At 71.3% G+C, this 17,245-nt stretch carries 17 protein-coding genes, 2 tRNA genes and 3 pseudogenes; 13 read left to right on the top strand and 9 right to left on the bottom strand.

Annotation, left to right across the window (positions count from 1 at the left end):
- Positions 1 to 55: 55 nt before the first annotated feature.
- Positions 56 to 127, top strand: a tRNA-Gln gene (locus M878_RS61560).
- A gap of 28 nt (positions 128 to 155) precedes the next feature.
- A tRNA-Glu gene (locus M878_RS61555) sits at positions 156 to 228 on the top strand.
- Between the two features lie 61 nt (positions 229 to 289).
- On the opposite strand, the gene M878_RS61550 is transcribed toward M878_RS61555, so the two are convergent.
- The gene (locus M878_RS61550) at positions 290 to 934 is read right to left on the bottom strand and encodes a MerR family transcriptional regulator (RefSeq protein ID WP_023546518.1); all 645 of its coding nucleotides are present in this window, start codon (positions 932 to 934) and stop codon (positions 290 to 292) included.
- Positions 935 to 1,016: 82 nt separating this feature from the next.
- On the opposite strand from M878_RS61550, the gene M878_RS61545 reads away from it, so the two are divergent.
- A complete protein-coding gene (locus M878_RS61545; protein ID WP_023546517.1) occupies positions 1,017 to 1,526 on the top strand; it encodes a DUF4188 domain-containing protein in 510 nt (169 codons plus the stop codon).
- 78 nt (positions 1,527 to 1,604) lie between these two features.
- Here the strand turns inward: M878_RS61545 and ndgR are convergent, their stop codons facing one another.
- A complete protein-coding gene (gene ndgR, locus M878_RS61540; protein WP_023546516.1) occupies positions 1,605 to 2,321 on the bottom strand; it encodes an IclR family transcriptional regulator NdgR in 717 nt (238 codons plus the stop codon).
- Between the two features lie 210 nt (positions 2,322 to 2,531).
- On the opposite strand from ndgR, the gene leuC reads away from it, so the two are divergent.
- From leuC to M878_RS61525, 4 genes are all read left to right on the top strand, one after another.
- Entirely contained in the window at positions 2,532 to 3,956 is a 1,425-nt protein-coding gene (leuC, locus tag M878_RS61535; RefSeq protein ID WP_023546515.1) for a 3-isopropylmalate dehydratase large subunit, read from the top strand.
- A gap of 6 nt (positions 3,957 to 3,962) precedes the next feature.
- Positions 3,963 to 4,556, top strand: a complete 594-nt coding sequence (leuD, locus tag M878_RS61530; RefSeq protein WP_023546514.1) for a 3-isopropylmalate dehydratase small subunit — start codon at positions 3,963 to 3,965, stop codon at positions 4,554 to 4,556.
- Between the two features lie 266 nt (positions 4,557 to 4,822).
- Complete coding sequence (locus M878_RS47665; RefSeq protein ID WP_031224750.1) at positions 4,823 to 5,053, top strand: SCO5555 family protein; 231 nt, start codon at positions 4,823 to 4,825, stop codon at positions 5,051 to 5,053.
- A gap of 136 nt (positions 5,054 to 5,189) precedes the next feature.
- A complete protein-coding gene (locus M878_RS61525) occupies positions 5,190 to 5,837 on the top strand; it encodes an HU family DNA-binding protein (RefSeq protein ID WP_023546512.1) in 648 nt (215 codons plus the stop codon).
- A gap of 70 nt (positions 5,838 to 5,907) precedes the next feature.
- Here the strand turns inward: M878_RS61525 and M878_RS61520 are convergent, their stop codons facing one another.
- Both M878_RS61520 and cofC read right to left on the bottom strand, forming a co-directional pair.
- A complete protein-coding gene (locus tag M878_RS61520) occupies positions 5,908 to 6,111 on the bottom strand; it encodes a hypothetical protein (RefSeq protein ID WP_023546511.1) in 204 nt (67 codons plus the stop codon).
- Positions 6,112 to 6,361: 250 nt separating this feature from the next.
- Positions 6,362 to 7,000, bottom strand: a complete 639-nt coding sequence (gene cofC, locus M878_RS61515; RefSeq protein ID WP_031224749.1) for a 2-phospho-L-lactate guanylyltransferase — start codon at positions 6,998 to 7,000, stop codon at positions 6,362 to 6,364.
- 153 nt (positions 7,001 to 7,153) lie between these two features.
- Between cofC and M878_RS61510 the strand changes: the two genes are divergently transcribed.
- The 3 genes from M878_RS61510 to M878_RS61500 are packed head-to-tail and all read left to right on the top strand — an operon-like array spanning position 7,154 to position 10,154.
- Positions 7,154 to 7,930 carry a lysophospholipid acyltransferase family protein gene (locus M878_RS61510; protein WP_023546509.1) on the top strand — a complete coding sequence of 259 codons (777 nt, stop codon included), beginning with the start codon at positions 7,154 to 7,156 and terminating at the stop codon, positions 7,928 to 7,930.
- Positions 7,927 to 8,937 carry an NAD(P)H-dependent glycerol-3-phosphate dehydrogenase gene (locus M878_RS61505; RefSeq protein ID WP_023546508.1) on the top strand — a complete coding sequence of 337 codons (1,011 nt, stop codon included), beginning with the start codon at positions 7,927 to 7,929 and terminating at the stop codon, positions 8,935 to 8,937. Before M878_RS61510 ends, M878_RS61505 begins: the two co-directional genes overlap by 4 nt.
- Before the next feature lie 59 nt (positions 8,938 to 8,996).
- Positions 8,997 to 10,154: a D-alanine--D-alanine ligase family protein gene (locus tag M878_RS61500; RefSeq protein WP_031224748.1), complete on the top strand. Its 1,158-nt coding sequence runs from the start codon at positions 8,997 to 8,999 to the stop codon at positions 10,152 to 10,154.
- Between the two features lie 12 nt (positions 10,155 to 10,166).
- Here M878_RS61500 and M878_RS61495 read toward each other — a convergent pair whose 3' ends face one another.
- Together M878_RS61495 and M878_RS61490 are read right to left on the bottom strand one after the other, a co-directional pair.
- A complete protein-coding gene (locus tag M878_RS61495; protein ID WP_023546506.1) occupies positions 10,167 to 10,688 on the bottom strand; it encodes a DUF3515 domain-containing protein in 522 nt (173 codons plus the stop codon).
- A 20-nt stretch (positions 10,689 to 10,708) separates the two neighbouring features.
- Positions 10,709 to 10,942, bottom strand: a complete 234-nt coding sequence (locus tag M878_RS61490) for an Lrp/AsnC family transcriptional regulator (protein ID WP_023546505.1) — start codon at positions 10,940 to 10,942, stop codon at positions 10,709 to 10,711.
- A 248-nt stretch (positions 10,943 to 11,190) separates the two neighbouring features.
- Here M878_RS61490 and M878_RS61485 point away from each other — a divergent pair, with 248 nt between their 5' ends.
- Complete coding sequence (locus M878_RS61485; RefSeq protein ID WP_023546504.1) at positions 11,191 to 12,156, top strand: thiamine-phosphate kinase; 966 nt, start codon at positions 11,191 to 11,193, stop codon at positions 12,154 to 12,156.
- On the top strand, positions 12,153 to 12,974 hold the full coding sequence (thiD, locus tag M878_RS61480; protein ID WP_023546503.1) for a bifunctional hydroxymethylpyrimidine kinase/phosphomethylpyrimidine kinase: 822 nt from the start codon (positions 12,153 to 12,155) through the stop codon (positions 12,972 to 12,974). The genes M878_RS61485 and thiD overlap by 4 nt, the downstream gene beginning before the upstream one ends.
- On the opposite strand, the pseudogene M878_RS61475 reads toward thiD, so the two are convergent.
- Together M878_RS61475 and rpmB are read right to left on the bottom strand one after the other, a co-directional pair.
- Positions 12,962 to 13,324 (bottom strand): annotated as a pseudogene (locus M878_RS61475) (FAD-dependent oxidoreductase); the annotation flags it as partial. The gene thiD and the pseudogene M878_RS61475 sit on opposite strands and share 13 nt — an antisense overlap.
- Positions 13,325 to 13,459: 135 nt before the next feature.
- Complete coding sequence (gene rpmB, locus M878_RS61470; RefSeq protein WP_003993230.1) at positions 13,460 to 13,645, bottom strand: 50S ribosomal protein L28; 186 nt, start codon at positions 13,643 to 13,645, stop codon at positions 13,460 to 13,462.
- A 256-nt stretch (positions 13,646 to 13,901) separates the two neighbouring features.
- Here rpmB and M878_RS61465 point away from each other — a divergent pair.
- Positions 13,902 to 15,597: pseudogene (locus tag M878_RS61465) on the top strand (DAK2 domain-containing protein).
- A 12-nt stretch (positions 15,598 to 15,609) separates the two neighbouring features.
- On the opposite strand, the pseudogene M878_RS61460 reads toward M878_RS61465, so the two are convergent.
- A pseudogene (locus tag M878_RS61460) lies at positions 15,610 to 17,245 on the bottom strand (tetratricopeptide repeat protein); the annotation flags it as partial.

The raw sequence follows: 17,245 nt of genomic DNA, 5'->3' as shown, positions 1-17,245 counted from the left end.
GGCGGTAGCGCCGGTTCGAATCCGGTCGGGGGTACTGACTGGTCTAAACCATCATTGGTCTATGGTGTAATTGGCAGCACGACTGATTCTGGTTCAGTTAGTCTTGGTTCGAGTCCAGGTAGACCAGCTCGGACCTGCGGAAACGCAGAGTCCACGCCCCCGTTGTGTAGCGGCCTAGCACGCCGCCCTCTCAAGGCGGTAGCGCCGGTTCGAATCCGGTCGGGGGTACGCAACAGGGAAGGCCCCCCACTTCGGTGGGGGGCCTTCGCCGTGTCCGGTACCGGTCGGCTCACTCGAAGCCGTAGCGGCGCCCCGACTCCTCCTCCTGGGCCAGCCGGCGCAGGGCCTGCAGCATCGGCTCGGTCAGCACCGAGCCGAGCACCGCGGTCTCCGCCTTCTCCGCCTCCGACGGATGCGTCTCCACGAAGTCCAGGTCGAGTTTGGCCACCTCGTGCATCAACCTGCCGTAGGACGCGAGCAGTTCGAACCCCCACTCGTAACCGAGCCGGCGGAACGCGGCCACCGCCACCACCAGGGAGCGGTACGAGGGGGAGATCGTCGTCAGCAGCTTCGCGTTCGACCAGCCCAACCGGTCCAGCAGCTCGTCCACCTCCCGGTGCGCCGCCCGCACGAACGCGTCGTTCTCGTCCGGCTCCGGCACCTGCGGCAGCGCCCACAGGGCCGCGCCCAGCCGGATCGTGCGGCCCAGGGCGTAGTCGTCGACGTTCCGCAGCACCTCCCGGACCGTGGCCACCGGGATCCCGCCGACCTGGATCATCGCCCGCACCAGCCGCAGCCGGCGCAGATGCCCCTCGTCGTACTCCGCCGTCGTGGGGTTGACCTGGCGGCCCGGCGGCAACAGGCCTTCGCGCAGGTAGTACTTGATCGTCGCGGTGGATACACCGCTGCGTCTGCTCAGTTCGGCGAGCCGCATGTCTTGCGCTCCTTCTTGGATAACGGCACTATCCAAGCATCGCTAGTTGGATAGCGCCGCTCGCCAACGAGGGGGAGTAGTCATGGTGTCCCGTACGACCGCCGACGCGAAGGGCGAGGTCGTCGTCCTGCTGATCGGCATGCGCATCAACCGCTTCTGGGCCGTTCACCTGTGGCTGCCGGTGATGCTCGCGATGTTCCGCATGCTGCGTGAGCTGGAGAAGGACCCCGCGCGGGGCCTGCGCAGCCGGGTGATGCTGACGGCGTCGCCGCGCACGTACTACATCGTGCAGTACTGGGAGTCCAAGGAGAAGCTGTACGCCTACGCGACCGCGTCGGACGCCTTCCATCACAAGGCCTGGGCGCGCCTCAACCGCAAGGAGCGGGACGGGAAGCTGCGCGGGCAGGTCGGCATCTGGCACGAGTCGTATGTCGTGCCCGAGGGGTCGTATGAGGCGATCTACGGCGATATGCCCGCGTTCGGGCTGGCCGCGGCGCACGGGCAGATCCCGCTGGAGAAGCGGGGCCGGTACGCGAAGGACCGGTTCGCCTACCGGTCGCGGCAGGCGCCGGTGGCCGAGAAGGCCGGCTGAACAGGGGGACGGGGGAGCGAGGGGGGCCTGCCGCGGCGTTGAGGCAGGCCCCCCTCGGTGTTCCCGGAAGGCTCCCGCTCAGCCCGAGCGGCGCAGGGCCTCGGAGAGGCGGGCGGCCGCGTCGATGACCGCCTGGGCGTGCATACGGCCGGGATGGCGCGTCAGGCGCTCGATCGGGCCGGAGACGGACACCGCGGCCACCACGCGGTTGGAGGGGCCGCGTACGGGCGCGGAGACGGACGCGACGCCCGGCTCGCGCTCGCCGATGGACTGGGCCCAGCCGCGCCGCCGTACGCCCGACAGGGCCGTCGCCGTGAAGCGGGCGCCCTGGAGGCCGCGGTGCAGGCGCTCGGGCTCCTCCCAGGCCAGCAGGATCTGCGCCGAGGAGCCGGCCTTCATCGTGAGCGTGGAGCCGACCGGAACGGTGTCCCGAAGGCCGGACAGACGTTCCGCGGCGGCCACGCAGATGCGCATGTCACCCTGGCGTCGGTAGAGCTGCGCGCTCTCGCCCGTGACGTCGCGCAGGTGCGTGAGCACCGGGCCGGCCGTGGCGAGCAGGCGGTCCTCGCCGGCCGCCGCCGCCAGCTCCGCGAGTCGCGGGCCGAGAATGAAACGGCCCTGCATGTCGCGTGCCACCATGCGGTGGTGTTCCAAAGCCACGGCCAGGCGGTGAGCCGTGGGTCGTGCCAGTCCGGTCGCGCCGACCAGACCCGCGAGGGTGGCCGGACCGGACTCCAGAGCGCTCAGGACGAGGGCCGCCTTGTCCAGAACGCCGACGCCGCTACTGTTGTCCATGAAACGATACTTGCGTCTCACTCTGTGAAACGCAAGTTCAATTTTCCGTGGAACGCGCCACCCTGGAATCACACCGCGGCCCGCAGACCAAGGGGCCGGGTGTCGGGCGCCCGCAATCACCGGAAATCCCCGGACATCAGGGACCAGGGCGCTGCTTCCTCAAGATCTCTAGTTGCGTCGGCGTGACCGTGGCCGGCCGGAGGGAAAGCGATGGGTAGGACACTCGCGGAGAAGGTCTGGGACGACCACGTCGTCCGGCGCGCCGAAGGCGAGCCCGACCTCCTCTTCATCGATCTGCACCTGCTGCACGAGGTGACCAGCCCGCAGGCCTTCGACGGTCTGAGGCAGAACGGCCGCCGGGTGCGCCGCCTCGACCTCACCATCGCCACCGAGGACCACAACACCCCGACCCTCGACATCGACAAGCCCATCGCCGACCCGGTCTCCCGCGCCCAGCTGGAGACGCTGCGCAAGAACTGCGCCGAGTTCGGTGTACGGCTGCACCCGCTGGGCGACGTCGAGCAGGGCGTCGTACACGTCGTCGGCCCGCAGCTGGGCCTGACCCAGCCCGGTACGACCGTGGTCTGCGGTGACTCGCACACCTCCACGCACGGTGCCTTCGGCGCGCTGGCGTTCGGCATCGGCACCTCGCAGGTCGAGCACGTCCTGGCCACCCAGACCCTGCCGCTGGCCCGCCCGAAGACCATGGCCATCACCGTCGAGGGCGAGCTGCCCGAGGGCGTCACCGCCAAGGACCTGATCCTGGCGATCATCGCGAAGATCGGTACCGGCGGCGGCCAGGGCTACATCCTGGAGTACCGCGGCTCCGCCATCGAGAAGCTCTCGATGGAGGCCCGGATGACCATCTGCAACATGTCGATCGAGGCCGGCGCCCGCGCGGGCATGATCGCCCCCGACGAGACCACCTTCGCGTACCTCAAGGGCCGCCCGCACGCCCCCGAGGGCGCGGACTGGGACGCCGCCGTCGCGTACTGGAAGACGCTGAAGACGGACGCGGACGCCGAGTTCGACGCCGAGGTCGTCATCGACGCCGCGTCGCTGTCCCCGTTCGTCACCTGGGGCACCAACCCCGGCCAGGGCGCGCCGCTTTCGGCGTCCGTCCCCGACCCGGCTTCGTACGAAGACGCTTCGGAGCGCCTCGCCGCCGAAAAGGCCCTGGAATACATGGGGTTGGAGGCCGGCCAGCCGCTGCGCTCCATCAAGGTGGACACCGTCTTCGTAGGTTCCTGCACCAACGGCCGCATCGAGGACCTGCGTGCCGCCGCGAGCATCCTGAAGGACCGCAAAGTCGCCGACGGCGTACGGATGCTGGTCGTACCGGGCTCCGCGCGGGTCGGTCTGCAGGCCGTCTCCGAGGGCCTGGACGTGGTCTTCAAGGAGGCCGGCGCCGAATGGCGGCACGCGGGCTGCTCGATGTGCCTCGGCATGAACCCCGACCAGCTGGCCCCGGGTGAGCGCTCCGCGTCCACCTCCAACCGCAACTTCGAGGGCCGGCAGGGCAAGGGCGGCCGTACGCACCTGGTGTCGCCGCAGGTCGCGGCCGCCACCGCCGTGCTGGGCCACCTGGCCTCCCCGGCCGACCTGACCGACGTCCGTACGCCCGCTGGAGTCTGAGAGATCATGGAAGCCTTCACCACGCACACCGGCCGGGCCGTGCCGCTGCGCCGCAGCAACGTCGACACCGACCAGATCATCCCTGCTCACTGGCTCAAGAAGGTCACGCGGGACGGGTTCGAGGACGGGCTGTTCGAGGCCTGGCGCAAGGACGAGAACTTCATCCTCAACCGCCCCGAGCGGCAGGGCGCCACGGTCCTGGTCGCCGGCCCCGACTTCGGCACCGGCTCCTCGCGTGAGCACGCCGTCTGGGCGCTGCAGAACTACGGCTTCAAGGCCGTGATCTCCGCCCGTTTCGCGGACATCTTCCGGGGCAACTCGCTGAAGAACGGCCTGCTCACGGTGGTGCTGGACCAGAAGATCGTGGACGCGCTGTGGGAGCTGACGGAAGCGGACCCCACGGCTGAGGTCACTGTGGACCTTGAGGCGCGTGAGGTGCGTGCCGAGGGCATCAGCGCCTCCTTCGAGCTGGACGAGAACTCCCGCTGGCGGCTGCTGAACGGCCTGGACGACATCTCCATCACACTCCGGAACGAGGCCGACATCGCCGCGTACGAGGCCAAGCGGCCCGCCCACAAGCCGCAGACCCTCCAGGCCTGATCCTGCCCCCCCGAGCGGGGCTGGTTTCAGCCACGTCAACAACCCCGTCCGTACCCCCGATCGCCACGATCGGGGGTACGGCCATGTCTGCCCCCGAACGGCCCCGCACACCTGCTGTGCAGCGCTCAACTTCCCACGTTACGACGGACGTTGTCTGGGTACGTGAGTGCTGGGATCGCGCCCTCCGCAAGTGCCTGGAAGGCCATTTGAGGCGGCAGTTGCCCCCTGCGCAGGCGACAACTCGCCCCAGATGGCACAATCTGTGCATGGAACACGACGGCCAACTCCAGCTCTATACGGCGGTCGCGAACCAGCTCAAGGAAGCGCACGCAAGAGTGCGCGCACTGCAAGTCCCGGAGGGCGTACGGATGGCGCTGACCCGGAAGCTGCTGGTCATTACGGCCGCGGCCAAGCACGATCTGGCCGCTGCGGCAAGGCGGCTCGAGCGGTTCAACAAGGACCTCGACGAGGGTCGGATCCCCGACGAGGAGCACTGAACAGCCCGAGACCACCGAGTCCGTTGCGGCACAAGGGTGATAAGCCCGTTTCGTGTTTGATTTGCGGTATATATCTGCCTAACGTGCGAAAAAGCTTGAACACTTTCGTTCTGGCGATGTCTCCGAAGGGGAAGACGTGAACAAGGCGCAGCTCGTAGAAGCGATTGCCGACAAGTTGGGCGGCCGTCAGCAGGCCGCCGAGGCTGTCGATCATGTCCTGGACGCCATCGTCCGCGCGGTCGTCGCGGGCGAGCGGGTCTCGGTCACCGGCTTCGGGTCCTTCGAGAAGGTGGACCGCCCTGCCCGTTACGCCCGCAACCCTCAGACGGGCGAGCGGGTTCGGGTCAAGAAGACCTCCGTGCCGCGCTTCCGCGCCGGTCAGGGCTTCAAGGACCTGGTGAGCGGCTCGAAGAAGCTGCCGCGCGGTGGCGAGGTCTCGGTCAAGAAGGCGCCGAAGGGCAGCCTGACCGGCGGTGCCGCGGCGACGGTCAAGAAGGCCGCGGCGAAGAAGGTCACCGCCAAGAAGGCGGCCGCGAAGAGGGTCACCGCCAAGAAGGCGGCGGCGAAGAAGGCCCCCGCGAAGAAGGTCACCGCGAAGAAGACAACCGCCAAGAAGACCACGGCGGCCGCCAAGACCACCGCCGCGAAGAAGGCCGCCGCCAAGAAGGCGACGGCGAAGAAGGCCCCGGCGAAGAAGGTCACCGCGAAGAAGGCCCCGGCCAAGAAGTCGACGGCCCGCAAGACCACCGCGAAGAAGGCCACCGCCCGCAAGGCGACGTCGTAAGACCGCCGGGCACCCACGCGCCGGGCCGGACTCCCCTGAGGAGTCCGGCCCGCGGCGTGTGTAAGGGGATTTACAGGGTTTGAAGGGTTACGAGGGTGATCCGCAGGGCGTCGCCCCGCCCCTCGGTCTCGATCCGTACGCGCTGGCCGGGGCGCAGCAACCGGAGGCCTCCGGCGGTGAACGCGGCGCAGTCGAACGGCACCGGGGTGCCGTCGTCGAGGAGCACCTGTCCGCTGCGGGTCTCCGGGTCGTAGGTGTATGCGGTGGCTTGCATGGCTGCAGGGTAGCTCTGGTGCCGGGTATCGCCGTGGGGGCGGGGGCGTCTGCGGGCTGCGGGCCCGTCGTGGCTCGTCGCTCCCCCAAGTTCTCGGCTTCGCCCGAACCCGGGGGACCCCCATCGCGGCGGAGCCGCACATCGATACAGCCCCGCGCCCCTAGGGGGTTGCAGCAGCCGTTACCCGCATTCGCCCCGTAGCTGCGGGCAAGCGCCCCGAACCCCCGCCCAGCCCCCGCGCCGGGCGCCCTTACGGCCCGGGGATCAGCAAACCCGCCGATGTCGCAGCCGTATACGGTCCCACCCCCAGGGCCAACGCCGCCCGCAGATCGTCCCCGGTATCCACGTCCTGTCGTACCGAATCGACACCGGCGAGCTCCAGTTCCCGCGCGCCGGAGGTGCGATGCCGGGAACGGGAATCAACACCGAACTCCGGCCGCAATTCCCCGTCCGGCCCCGCGGCCAGCAACGTCGTGCCCAGCTGCGCCGCGTCCGCGAGAAACGCCCGCGAAAACTCCGCCGCCGCGCCCAGGACAACGGCGAGTTCCGCCGGCCGCAACGCCGGCAGATCGGCGTTCAGCGCCGCGACCGGTGTGCGCGGGCGCTTTTCCCGTACGACCGCCGCGCCGTGCGCCAGAGCGGCGTTCAGCCCGCTTCCCGGGGCGTCCGGGACGATCCGGGCGCCCAGCGCCGCCAGCTCGCGCGCGGCCAGCTCGTCGTCCGTGACGACCACCACATCCGCCACCGCCGTACAGGACACCGCCGCGGCCACCGTGTCCTGCGCGAACGCCAGGGCCAGTCCCGGCCGCACACCGTCGGCGGCGGTGTCCGAGAGTCTGCTCTTGGCCCGGGACAGGGGCTTCAGCGGGATGACCAAGGTCCATTGCACCGGCGTACCGTCCCTCTCTCCTCGCGATCATTGTCCCCCGTGCCGGTCGGCGGCCCGACGCTCGGGCGTACGGTGTTCTCGACAGACCGGCGGCCTGGGGCGACACTTGTGCGGCCCCCGCCGAGGTGGCAGCCCCTAGAGGAAGGTGTCCTTGTGCCCCGCCGCAGAATCGGCTTCTGGTACCGCTTCGCCGCGGTGCTCTGCAAACCGCCGCTGGTCGTTCTGATCAAGCGGGACTGGCGCGGAATGGAGCACATTCCGGCTGAGGGCGGATTTATCACCGTGGTGAACCACAATTCCCACGTGGACCCCTTCGCGTACGCGCACTATCAGTACAACACCGGACGGGTTCCTCGATTCCTGGCGAAGAGCGGACTTTTCAAGAAGGGATTCGTCGGCGCCGCCATGCGCGGCACCGGGCAGATTCCCGTCTACCGCGAGTCCACGGACGCGCTGAGCGCCTTCCGCGCCGCGATCGACGCCGTGGAGCGCGGCGAGTGCGTCGCCTTCTACCCCGAGGGCACCCTGACCCGCGACCCGGACGGCTGGCCCATGACCGGCAAGACCGGCGCCGCCCGCGTGGCCCTGCAGACCAAGTGCCCGGTCGTCCCGGTCGCCCAGTGGGGCGCCAACGAACTGCTGCCGCCGTACGCCAAGAAGCCGAACATCTTCCCGCGCAAGACCCATCACGTGCTCGCGGGCCCGCCCGTGGACCTGTCGCGCTTCTACGGCAAGGAGATGACCCCGGACCTGCTGAAGGAGGCCACCGAGGTCATCATGGCGGCCATCACCCGCCAGCTCGAGGAGATCCGCGGCGAGAAGGCGCCCGAGACCCCCTACGACCCGCGCCGCGAGCGGATCGAACAGCGGCGCCGCACCCAGGCACAGACGCAGACGCAGGGCAAGGAACCGGAGGGGCAGAGCAAGTGAGCAAGGCGGTAAAGGCGGCGGTCATGGGCACCGGCTCGTGGGGCACCGCCTTCGGCATGGTGCTCGCCGACGCGGGCTGTGAAGTGACCCTGTGGGCCCGCCGCCCCGAACTGGCCGAGGCCGTCAACTCCACCCGGACCAACCCCGACTACCTGCCCGGCGTCGAACTCCCGGAGAATCTCAGAGCGACCTCGGATCCGGCCGAGGCCCTGCGGGACGCGGACTTCACCGTCCTCGCCGTCCCCTCCCAGACCTTGCGCGCCAACCTCGCCGAGTGGACCCCGCTGCTCGCACCCGACACCGTGCTCGTCTCCCTGATGAAGGGCGTCGAACTCGGTTCCACCATGCGGATGAGCGAGGTCATCGAGGACGTCGCCAAGGTCGGCGCGGACCGCATCGCGGTCGTCACCGGGCCCAATCTGGCCCGTGAGATCGCCGCCCGGATGCCCGCCGCCGCCGTCGTCGCCTGCACCGACGAGACCGTTGCGCAGCGCCTCCAGGCCGCTTGCCACACGCCGTACTTCCGGCCGTACACGGAGACCGACGTGGTCGGCTGCGAGCTGGGCGGCGCCGTGAAGAACGTCATCGGGCTCGCCGTCGGCATCGCGGACGGCATGGGGCTCGGCGACAACGCCAAGGGCTCGCTCATCACCCGGGGCCTCGCCGAGACCGCGCGGCTCGGTGTCGCGCTCGGCGCCGACCCGCTGACCTTCTCCGGACTCGCGGGCCTCGGCGACCTGGTGGCCACCTGCTCCTCGCCGCTGTCCCGCAACCACACCTTCGGCACCAACCTCGGCAAGGGCATGACCCTCGAGGAGACCATCGCCGTCACCAGGCAGACCGCCGAGGGCGTCAAGTCCTGCGAGTCGGTGGCGGATCTGGCCCGCCGGCACGGCGTAGACATGCCCATCACCGAGACGGTCGTGGACATCGTGCACGAGGGCAAGCCGCCGGTGGTCGCTCTCAAGGAGCTGATGTCGCGCAGCGCGAAGCCCGAGCGACGCTGAGCGAACCCCCTGAGTCGCCGCTGTATCAGGGCTCTACCAACGGGTACTCTCAACGCGATATGAGCACCGAGAACCTTCCCCAGAGCCCTGAGCAGCCAGCGCGCAAGCCGCGTGTGGCCGTCGTGTTCGGCGGGCGCAGCTCCGAACACGGGATCTCCATGGTCACCGGCGGCGCCGTACTCGGCGCCATCGACCGGACCAAGTACGACGTGCTGCCGATCGGCATCACGCGGGAGGGCCGTTGGGTGCTCACCGCCGACGAGCCGGAGCGGATGGCCATCACCGACCGCCGGGTACCCGCCGTCGAGGACCTGGCCGAGTCCACCGAGGGCGGCGTGGTGCTCCCCGTCGACCCCGCGAACCGCGAGGTCGTCTACAGCGAGCCCGGCTCGGTGCCCAAGGCGCTCGGCGAGGTCGACGTGGTCTTCCCGGTGCTGCACGGCCCCTACGGCGAGGACGGCACCCTCCAGGGCATGCTGGAGCTGTCCGGACTGCCGTACGTGGGCGCGGGTGTGCTCGCCTCGGCCGTCGGCCAGGACAAGGAGTACATGAAGCGGATCTTCACCTCCTACGGGCTGAAGGTCGGCCCCTACGTGGTGATCCGCCCCCGTGAGTGGCAGCAGGACGAGTCCGCCGCCCGCAAGAAGATCATCGACCTGGCCGGCGAGCACGGCTGGCCGCTGTTCGTGAAGCCCGCGCGCGCGGGTTCCTCGATCGGCATCACCAAGGTCGACGACCTGTCCGGCCTGGACGAGGCGATCGCCACAGCGCAGGCCCACGACCCGAAGATCCTGGTCGAGGCCGCCGTGCGGGGCCGCGAGATCGAGTGCGGGGTGCTGGAGTTCGAGGAGGGGCCGCGCGCCTCCGTACCGGCCGAGATCCCGCCGCCGGACACGCACGCGTACTACGACTTCGAGGCCAAGTACATCGACTCCACGCCCGGCATCGTCCCCGCGCCGCTCACCGAGGAGCAGACCGCCGAGGTGCGGCGGCTCGCGGTCGAGGCGTTCGAGGCGGTCTCCTGCGAGGGCCTGGTCCGCGCGGACTTCTTCCTCACCGAGGACGGCGAGTTCGTGATCAACGAGATCAACACCCTGCCCGGCTTCACACCGATCTCGATGTACCCGCAGATGTGGCAGGCCAGCGGCGTCAGCTACCCGGAGCTGATCGACCGACTGGTACAGGCGGCGCTGCGCCGGTCGACCGGGCTGCGCTGAGCACCCGGCAGGTCATCCGCGCATGGAGGCGATCCCCTGGGGGATCGCCTTCTTCACGGCGTCCGCGAGATCCGTGAGCACCCCCGTGCCCGCGTCCTGCGCGGACATCCCCTTGGGCAGGCTGACCTGCACATAGGCCTCGCGGCCCGCGGTGGTGAACCGCCAGGTGCCGTCGCCCTGCTTCTCCATCAGCCAGTCGACGCCGTTCACCCCGCCCGCGATGGCGTCGGGGTCACCGCCCTCGGCCACCTTGGGATCGATCATCTTCGGCGGCCGTACGACGCCGCAGCGCAGTATGATCGCCGGGTTTCCCCAGCCCGCCGTGTAGGCGGACCGGGGTTCGGGGTCGTCCCGGCCGTGTCCGTCGAGCGTGTGCGGCAGCACCCGGTGCAGTTTCCGGCACACCGTCGCCGTCTTCGCGTCGGGGCTGGGAACCGCCACCGTGGCGCTGTCGTCTGCTGATGAGCAGCCCGCGACCGCGATCAGCAGCGCGGGCGCGAGCAGGCCGAAGGGCCGGTGGCGGAAGATGTTCACCGGCCAAGCGTAGACGGGGGCTACAGATGCACGACCGGACAGGTCAGGGTGCGGGTGATGCCTTCCACTTGCTGGACCTTGGCGACCACCATGCGACCGAGGTCGTCGACCGTGTCGGCCTGGGCGCGCACGATGACATCGTACGGACCCGTCACGTCCTCGGCCTGGATCACTCCAGGGATCTTGGCGATCACTTCGGCGACGGTCGACGCCTTGCCGACCTCCGTCTGGATCAGGATGTACGCCTGTACCACGGAACCTCCAGGGCGGCCACGAGGATCATGTGGGGAAAAGGAACGCCACGGTATCGCGTTGCCGCTCCCCGCGGGGAGACCTGCGGGAACCGGGCTTGCGCGCCAGGGTGCAGGCACGACGGAAGTTGACGGTCTGCGCGACCGTGTCGACGGCCGTGAAGGACCGTGTCGACGGTCATCTCGACCGTATCGGGGACACTGATGACGCGCGAGTGGGCACGGCAAGGCAGAGAAGGGGAGCAAGGGCAATGAAGGGCACTGTTGGTGAGCTCGGTGAGTTCGGGCTCATCAGGGAGCTCACCTCCCGTCTCACCACCACCCCGGCGGTGCGGGTAGGCCCCGGCGACGACGCCGCGGTGGTCGCCGCGCCCGACCGGCGGGTGGTGGCGAGCACCGACATCTTGCTGGAAGGGCGGCACTTCCGCCGCGACTGGTCCACGGCCTACGACGTCGGGCGCAAGGCGGCGGCGCAGAACCTCGCCGACATCGCCGCGATGGGCGCCGTACCGACCGCCCTGCTGCTCGGCCTGGTCGTGCCGGCCGAACTCCCGGTGACCTGGCCCAGTGAGCTGATGGACGGCCTGCGCGACGAGTGCCAGGTCGCGGGCGCCTCCGTGGTCGGCGGTGACGTCGTACGCGGGGACACGATCATGGTGTCGATCACCGCGCTCGGCGATCTGCGCAACCAGGAGCCCGTCACCCGCGCCGGCGCCCAGCCCGGCGACCTGGTGGCCGTCACGGGCTGGCTGGGCTGGTCCGCGGCCGGCTACGCGGTCCTCTCCCGCGGCTTCCGCTCCCCGCGCGCCTTCGTCGAGGCCCACCGCCGCCCCGAGCCGCCCTACCACGCGGGCCCGGCCGCCGCCGCGCTCGGTGCGACCGCGATGTGCGACGTGAGCGACGGGCTGATCGCCGACCTCGGGCACATCGCCGAGGCCAGCAAAGTCCGTATCGACATCCGGTCCGGAGCGATCGACATCCCGACCCAGATGAACGACATCGGTCAGGCCGTCGGCGTCGACCCGCTGCAGTGGGTGCTGAGCGGGGGAGAGGACCACGCGATCGTCGCGACCTTCCCGGCGGACACCAAGCTGCCGGCCCGCTGGAAGGTCATCGGCGAGGTCCTCAACCCCTCCGCACTGCCCCAGGTGACCGTCGACGGAGCGCCCTGGACCAACAAGGGCGGCTGGGACCACTTCGGGGACATCGAGTCATGATCCCGCGCGTGGTCACGGTGGCCGGTTCGGACTCCGGCGGCGGTGCCGGCATCCAGGCCGACCTGAAGACGATGCTGGCGCTCGGGGTGCACGGGATGAGCGTGATCACCGCGGTGACCGCGCAGAACTCGCTGGGCGTGCAGGGCGCGTGGGAACTGCCCGTGGAGGCCGTACGGGCCCAGTACCGCAGCGTCGTCGACGACATCGGCGTGCAGGCCGTGAAGACCGGCATGCTGGCCTCGGCGGAACTGGTCGAAGCGGTGGCCGAGTTGATCTCCGGCACGGACGCGCCGGCCGTGGTGGACCCGGTCGGCGTCTCCAAGCACGGCGACCCTCTGCTGGCCGCCTCCGCCCTGGACTCCGTACGGACGAAGCTGCTGCCGGCGGCCACCGTGGCCACCCCCAACCTCGACGAGGTGGCCCAACTCACCGGGGTGCGCGTCGAGTCCGAGGACGATCTGCGGCGAGCGGCGGAAGCCGTGCTGGCGTACGGGCCGCGGTGGGTGCTGATCAAGGGCGGGCATCTGCCCGTGGAGGCCGGGCGGGCGGGCGGGAGCCAGGCAGTCGACCTGCTGACCGACGGCTCATCCGAGCACTGGCTGCGCGCCCGCCGCCACGACAACCGGCACACCCACGGCACCGGCTGCACCCTGGCCTCCGCGATCGCCTCGGGGCTGGCGAAGGGACTCACCGTGCCGGACGCGGTCACGCAGGCCAAGGAGTACGTCACCGGGGCGATCGCGGCCGGGTTCGCGCTGGGCGCCGGCATCGGCCCGGTGGACCACGGGTGGGCGCTGCGCGAGCCTCACGCCGGGTAGTCGCGCAGCTCGATGTCCGTGGCCGCCCTCTCGGTGAGCCGCTTGAAGAAGCCGGCCAGCAGACACGAGCTGAGCAGCCGGTACATCCGGTCGCGGCTGCGGATGCGCCGTTCGGTGGGCGGCGCGAAGAACGGGCCCGCGTTGCCGGAGATCTTCTGGCAGCCCTTGGCGAAGCCCGTGATCCGGCTCTCGTACTCCGCGAGGGCCGTACGATGATCGCCGCCGGCGAGGGCGAGTTCACCGGCGAGCACATACGCGCCGACGATCGCCACGCCGGTGCCCGTCCCGCCCATGGTGGCGCCGTACCCGGCGTCCCCGAGCAGCGCCACCCGCCCCCTGGCCGGCCGGTCAGCGGATTCCGGCAGGCGGCCAGCGTTTCCGGGTACGGCAAAGGCGCTTTCGGGTACGGCAAAAAGCCGGCCCACCCTCAGGTGGACCGGCTCAGTGCAGCGAACCAGCAGTGGCCGCGCGCTCAGCTGTTGGCGTCAGCGCGAGACCTTGCCGGCCTTGATGCACGAGGTGCAAGCGTTCACGCGCTTCGGCGTCCCGCCGACCACGGTACGCACACGCTGGATGTTCGGGTTCCAGCGGCGGGACGTACGGCGGTGCGAGTGCGAGATGTTGTTGCCGAAGCCCGGCCCCTTGCCGCAGACGTCGCAGTTGGCAGCCACGGGTCACTCCAAAGACTTCAGATGCACTTACGGTTAATCCCGGCATGCCGGGATCGAGATCGTACGACCTGAGATCTGAGTGGCGTTGCCAGGGGAACAGCCCGATCAGATCGGGCAACCGGAGCAGCATACAACGGCTGCGCCCGTACAACGAAACTACCATGGCAGCTCAGGGCCCCGCTCCCGGCCCACTTCCGGCGGACAGGGTCCCACGGTCTACGCTGCGACCACGTCCAGCCAGTTCAGGGAGGCGCAGGTGGCGCAGGTGCCGCAGACATTCCTCGATGCTCTCGCGGTGCGCACCTGGTGCGGTCTGGCGCTCGCGGCGGTGGGGCGCGCGCGTGCGGAGATCGACGCGATCAACGTCTATCCGGTGGCCGACGGCGACACCGGAACGAATCTCTACCTCACCCTGGAGTCGGCGGCCACGGCCGTGGAGGCGGTGTTCGCCGGGTACGAGACGGGTGACGGGGAGCCGTCCCTCGCGGACGCCGCGCACGCGATGGCCCACGGGGCGCTCATCGGGGCCCGCGGCAACTCCGGGACGATCCTGGCGCAGCTGCTGCGGGGCATGGCACAGGTGCTCGCCGATGACACCGGGCGTGAGACGCCCCACATCGACGGTGCCGGGCTGCGGCTGGCGCTGCGGCGTGCTGCGGACTCCGCCCGGCAGGCCGTGGCCCACCCCGTGGAGGGCACGGTGCTGACGGTCGCCTCGGCCGCCGCAGAGGCCGCCGAAGGGGCCGAGGGCGACTGCGGGACGGTCGCGCGGGCGGCCTACGAGGGCGCGCGGACGGCCCTGGCGGCCACACCGGGGCAGGCTGGCCGTGCTCGGCCGGGCCGGAGTGGTCGACGCGGGCGGGCAGGGGCTCGTGGCGGTTCTCGGTGCGCTGGTGGAGGCGTTCACGGGGGAGGCGGTACGGGAGACGCCGACCGTCCCGGAGGCCGTTTCGGGCGGGTACGCGCGCGTGGAGCCCCTTTCCGATGCTGCTGCCGATGCCGGCCTCTGCGACGACACGTCCGACGACGGCGGGCCCGCCTACGAGGTGATCTATCTCCTGGAGGCCGACGACCCGGCCGTGGCCCGGCTCCGGGCCCGCCTCGACGCCCTCGGCGACTCCCTGGTGGTGGTCGGCGGCGACGGGCTGTGGAACGTCCATGTGCACGTCGACGACGCGGGAGCCGCCGTGGAGGCGGGCGTCGAGGCCGGGCGGCCGTACCGGATCCGGATCACCCACTTCGGTCTCGGCGACGCGCACACCGGCGGCGAGCGGCTCCCGCGCGAGCGCGCCCAGCGGGCCGTCGTCGCCGTCGTACCGGGCGAGGGTCTGGCCGGGCTGTACAGCGAGGCGGGCGCCACGACCGTCCTCGCACGCCCCGGGGAACCGCCCGCCAGCGGGGAGCTGGTGCAGGCGCTGCGGCGCGCCCACGCGCGCGAGGTCGTCCTGCTGCCCAACGACGCCGAACTGCGCCACACGGCCGCCGCGGCCGCCGAGCAGGCCCGCACCGAGGGCATCCGGGTGGCCCTGATCCCGACCCGCTCGGCCGTCCAGGGCATCGCCGCGCTCGCCGTGCACGAGCCGGAGCGCCGGTTCGACGAGGACGTCGTCCAGATGACCGCGGCCGCGGGCGCCACCCGGTACGCCGAGGTCGTCGTCGCCGAACACCAGTCCTGGACGACGGCCGGCATCTGCCAGGCCGGCGACGTGCTCGGACTGATCGACGGCGACGTGGCGGTCATCGGCCCCGACATCGCCGCCACCGCCGCGACCGTCCTCGACCGCATGCTCCAGGCCGGCGGCGAGCTGGTCACCCTCGTCGTCGGCGACGAGGCCCCCGAGACCATCGCCGAGCACCTGGAGGCACGCGTACGGGAGTCCTACCTCGCCGTGGACACCGTGGTGTACCGGGGCGGCCGGCAGGGGACGCTGCTGCTCATCGGCGTGGAGTGACCCGACGCCGCCTCACTGTTCGAGCAACTGGGCCGCCTCCGCCCGCCGGGCCCGTACGGTCTCGTCCGTGTCGTCGGTGTCGTCCGTGTCCTCATAGGCCGCGAGTACGGCACGCGCGCGTGCCGCCGCCTCCGCGGGCCGGCCGAGGTCGGCCGCCAGCCAGCCGGCGGCGAGTTCGGTGCCGGTACGGTCGTGGAGCCCGTCCGCGCCCAGAGTGCCGAACAGTGCGGCCGCCCGGTCCAGCTGGACCAGCGCCGCCTCGAACGCGGCCTGGATCACGCCGTCTTCGGCCTCCTCGTCCACCGAGCGGGCCAGCAGATCGCCGAACTGACGGTGAGTGTGGGCCAGTTCGGTGCCGAGCTGCTCCCGGGCCAACGGGTCCGCGGCGGCCTCCAGCGCCCGCTCGCACTCCCGCACCGCCTCCGCCATCAGCTCGCGCGCACCCTCCGCTCCGCCGTCCCCGCGCAGCGCCAGCCAGCCACGGGCCCGCAACGAGCGGACGCGGAAAGGTGCGTTGCCCAGCGCGTGCCACAGCTCGCCCGCACGCGCGTAGGCCTGATCCGCCTCCTCCAGCAGACCGGCCTTGCTCAGCGACTCGCCGGCGAGATGGGCGAGCGTGGCGTGGTCCTGCTGCTCGGGCCAGAGCCGGGCGATCTCGGCCGCGCGCAGCCGGTGTTCGGCGGCCGCGCGGTGATCACCCAGCTCGCTCAGGCAGTCGCCGAGCCACCACCGTGCCTGGACGACGGCCCCGTCGCCGTGCGTCTCGGCGGACAGCTCGGCCAGCGCCGACTCCAGCACCTCGGCGGCCTCCGCGCAGCGGCCCTGGCGCAGCAGCAGCCCGCCCAGCTGCTGTCGCGCCCAGCCGCCCAGCGCGCTGCCCCCGGAGGGGGTACCCCCGGCGCCCGCCTCGTCGGCCCAGTGCGCGGCCTCCCACGCGTGCTCGGCGGCCTCGGCGACCGCACCCCGCGCGCCGACGATCTCCGCGAGCTGCAGATGCAGCTGCGCCCGCCCGACCGGCTCCACGTACGGCCCGCCGTGCTCCAGGGCGGAGCGCAGCGCCCGCTCGGCCTCGGCCAGGTCACCGGCCTGGTGGGCCAGGGCGGCGAGCTGCGCCTCGTACTCCACCGCGAACCACGGCAGCCCGGCGCTCACATACCCGTCGACCGCCCGCCGGAACAGCTCCGCGGCCCGGTCGCCGTCCCCGCGCAGCAGCGCCAGCTCGGCGAGCATCCCGCGCGCCTCCGCGTCCCGGGCGGCCAGCCGTACGTCGTCCGCGACCCGCCCCCCGACCAGCGCGAGCACCTCACGCACGGCCTGCTCGGCCCGGGCGAGGCGCTCCGCGGCGGCCGCCGCGCCGGATCCGGCGTGCACGCACCGCAGTCAGGATCCGGGCCCGGCTCATCACCACCGAGGCCGTCTGCCGTACGCCGGTGGCCTCGTCGGCGTACAGCGCGAGCGCCTCGTCGTACAGTCCGGTGACCGCCTCCAGAGCCGCGTCCACCTCGCCCGTCAGGGCGCGGACGTACGCGCCACGCGCGCGTGCCGCCAGTGCCTCGCCGAGGTCGCCCGCCTCCGTGTACAGCGCCGCCGCCCGCTCGAACAGCTCGGCGCCCTCGGGGCCGCGGGCCATCGCCTCGTGGTCGGCGAT

The organism is Streptomyces roseochromogenus subsp. oscitans DS 12.976 (genome assembly GCF_000497445.1).
In the GTDB taxonomy this organism is placed as follows: Bacteria; Actinomycetota; Actinomycetes; order Streptomycetales; family Streptomycetaceae; genus Streptomyces; species Streptomyces oscitans.
The sequence above is the reverse complement of the archived record's forward strand: the minus strand, read 5'-3'. Positions and strand labels throughout refer to the sequence as shown.

What these genes read in the sequence shown, in the direction of transcription:
- M878_RS61520 (WP_023546511.1), bottom strand. Translation starts at nt 6,111, where the DNA reads ATGCAAGCCACCGCATACACCTACGACCCGGAGACCCGCAGCGGACAG.
- M878_RS47665 (WP_031224750.1), top strand. Translation starts at nt 4,823, where the DNA reads ATGGAACACGACGGCCAACTCCAGCTCTATACGGCGGTCGCGAACCAG.
- M878_RS61500 (WP_031224748.1), top strand. Translation starts at nt 8,997, where the DNA reads ATGAGCACCGAGAACCTTCCCCAGAGCCCTGAGCAGCCAGCGCGCAAG.
- M878_RS61550 (WP_023546518.1), bottom strand. Translation starts at nt 934, where the DNA reads ATGCGGCTCGCCGAACTGAGCAGACGCAGCGGTGTATCCACCGCGACG.
- leuD (WP_023546514.1), top strand. Translation starts at nt 3,963, where the DNA reads ATGGAAGCCTTCACCACGCACACCGGCCGGGCCGTGCCGCTGCGCCGC.
- ndgR (WP_023546516.1), bottom strand. Translation starts at nt 2,321, where the DNA reads ATGGACAACAGTAGCGGCGTCGGCGTTCTGGACAAGGCGGCCCTCGTC.
- M878_RS61545 (WP_023546517.1), top strand. Translation starts at nt 1,017, where the DNA reads ATGGTGTCCCGTACGACCGCCGACGCGAAGGGCGAGGTCGTCGTCCTG.
- thiD (WP_023546503.1), top strand. Translation starts at nt 12,153, where the DNA reads ATGATCCCGCGCGTGGTCACGGTGGCCGGTTCGGACTCCGGCGGCGGT.
- M878_RS61485 (WP_023546504.1), top strand. Translation starts at nt 11,191, where the DNA reads ATGAAGGGCACTGTTGGTGAGCTCGGTGAGTTCGGGCTCATCAGGGAG.
- leuC (WP_023546515.1), top strand. Translation starts at nt 2,532, where the DNA reads ATGGGTAGGACACTCGCGGAGAAGGTCTGGGACGACCACGTCGTCCGG.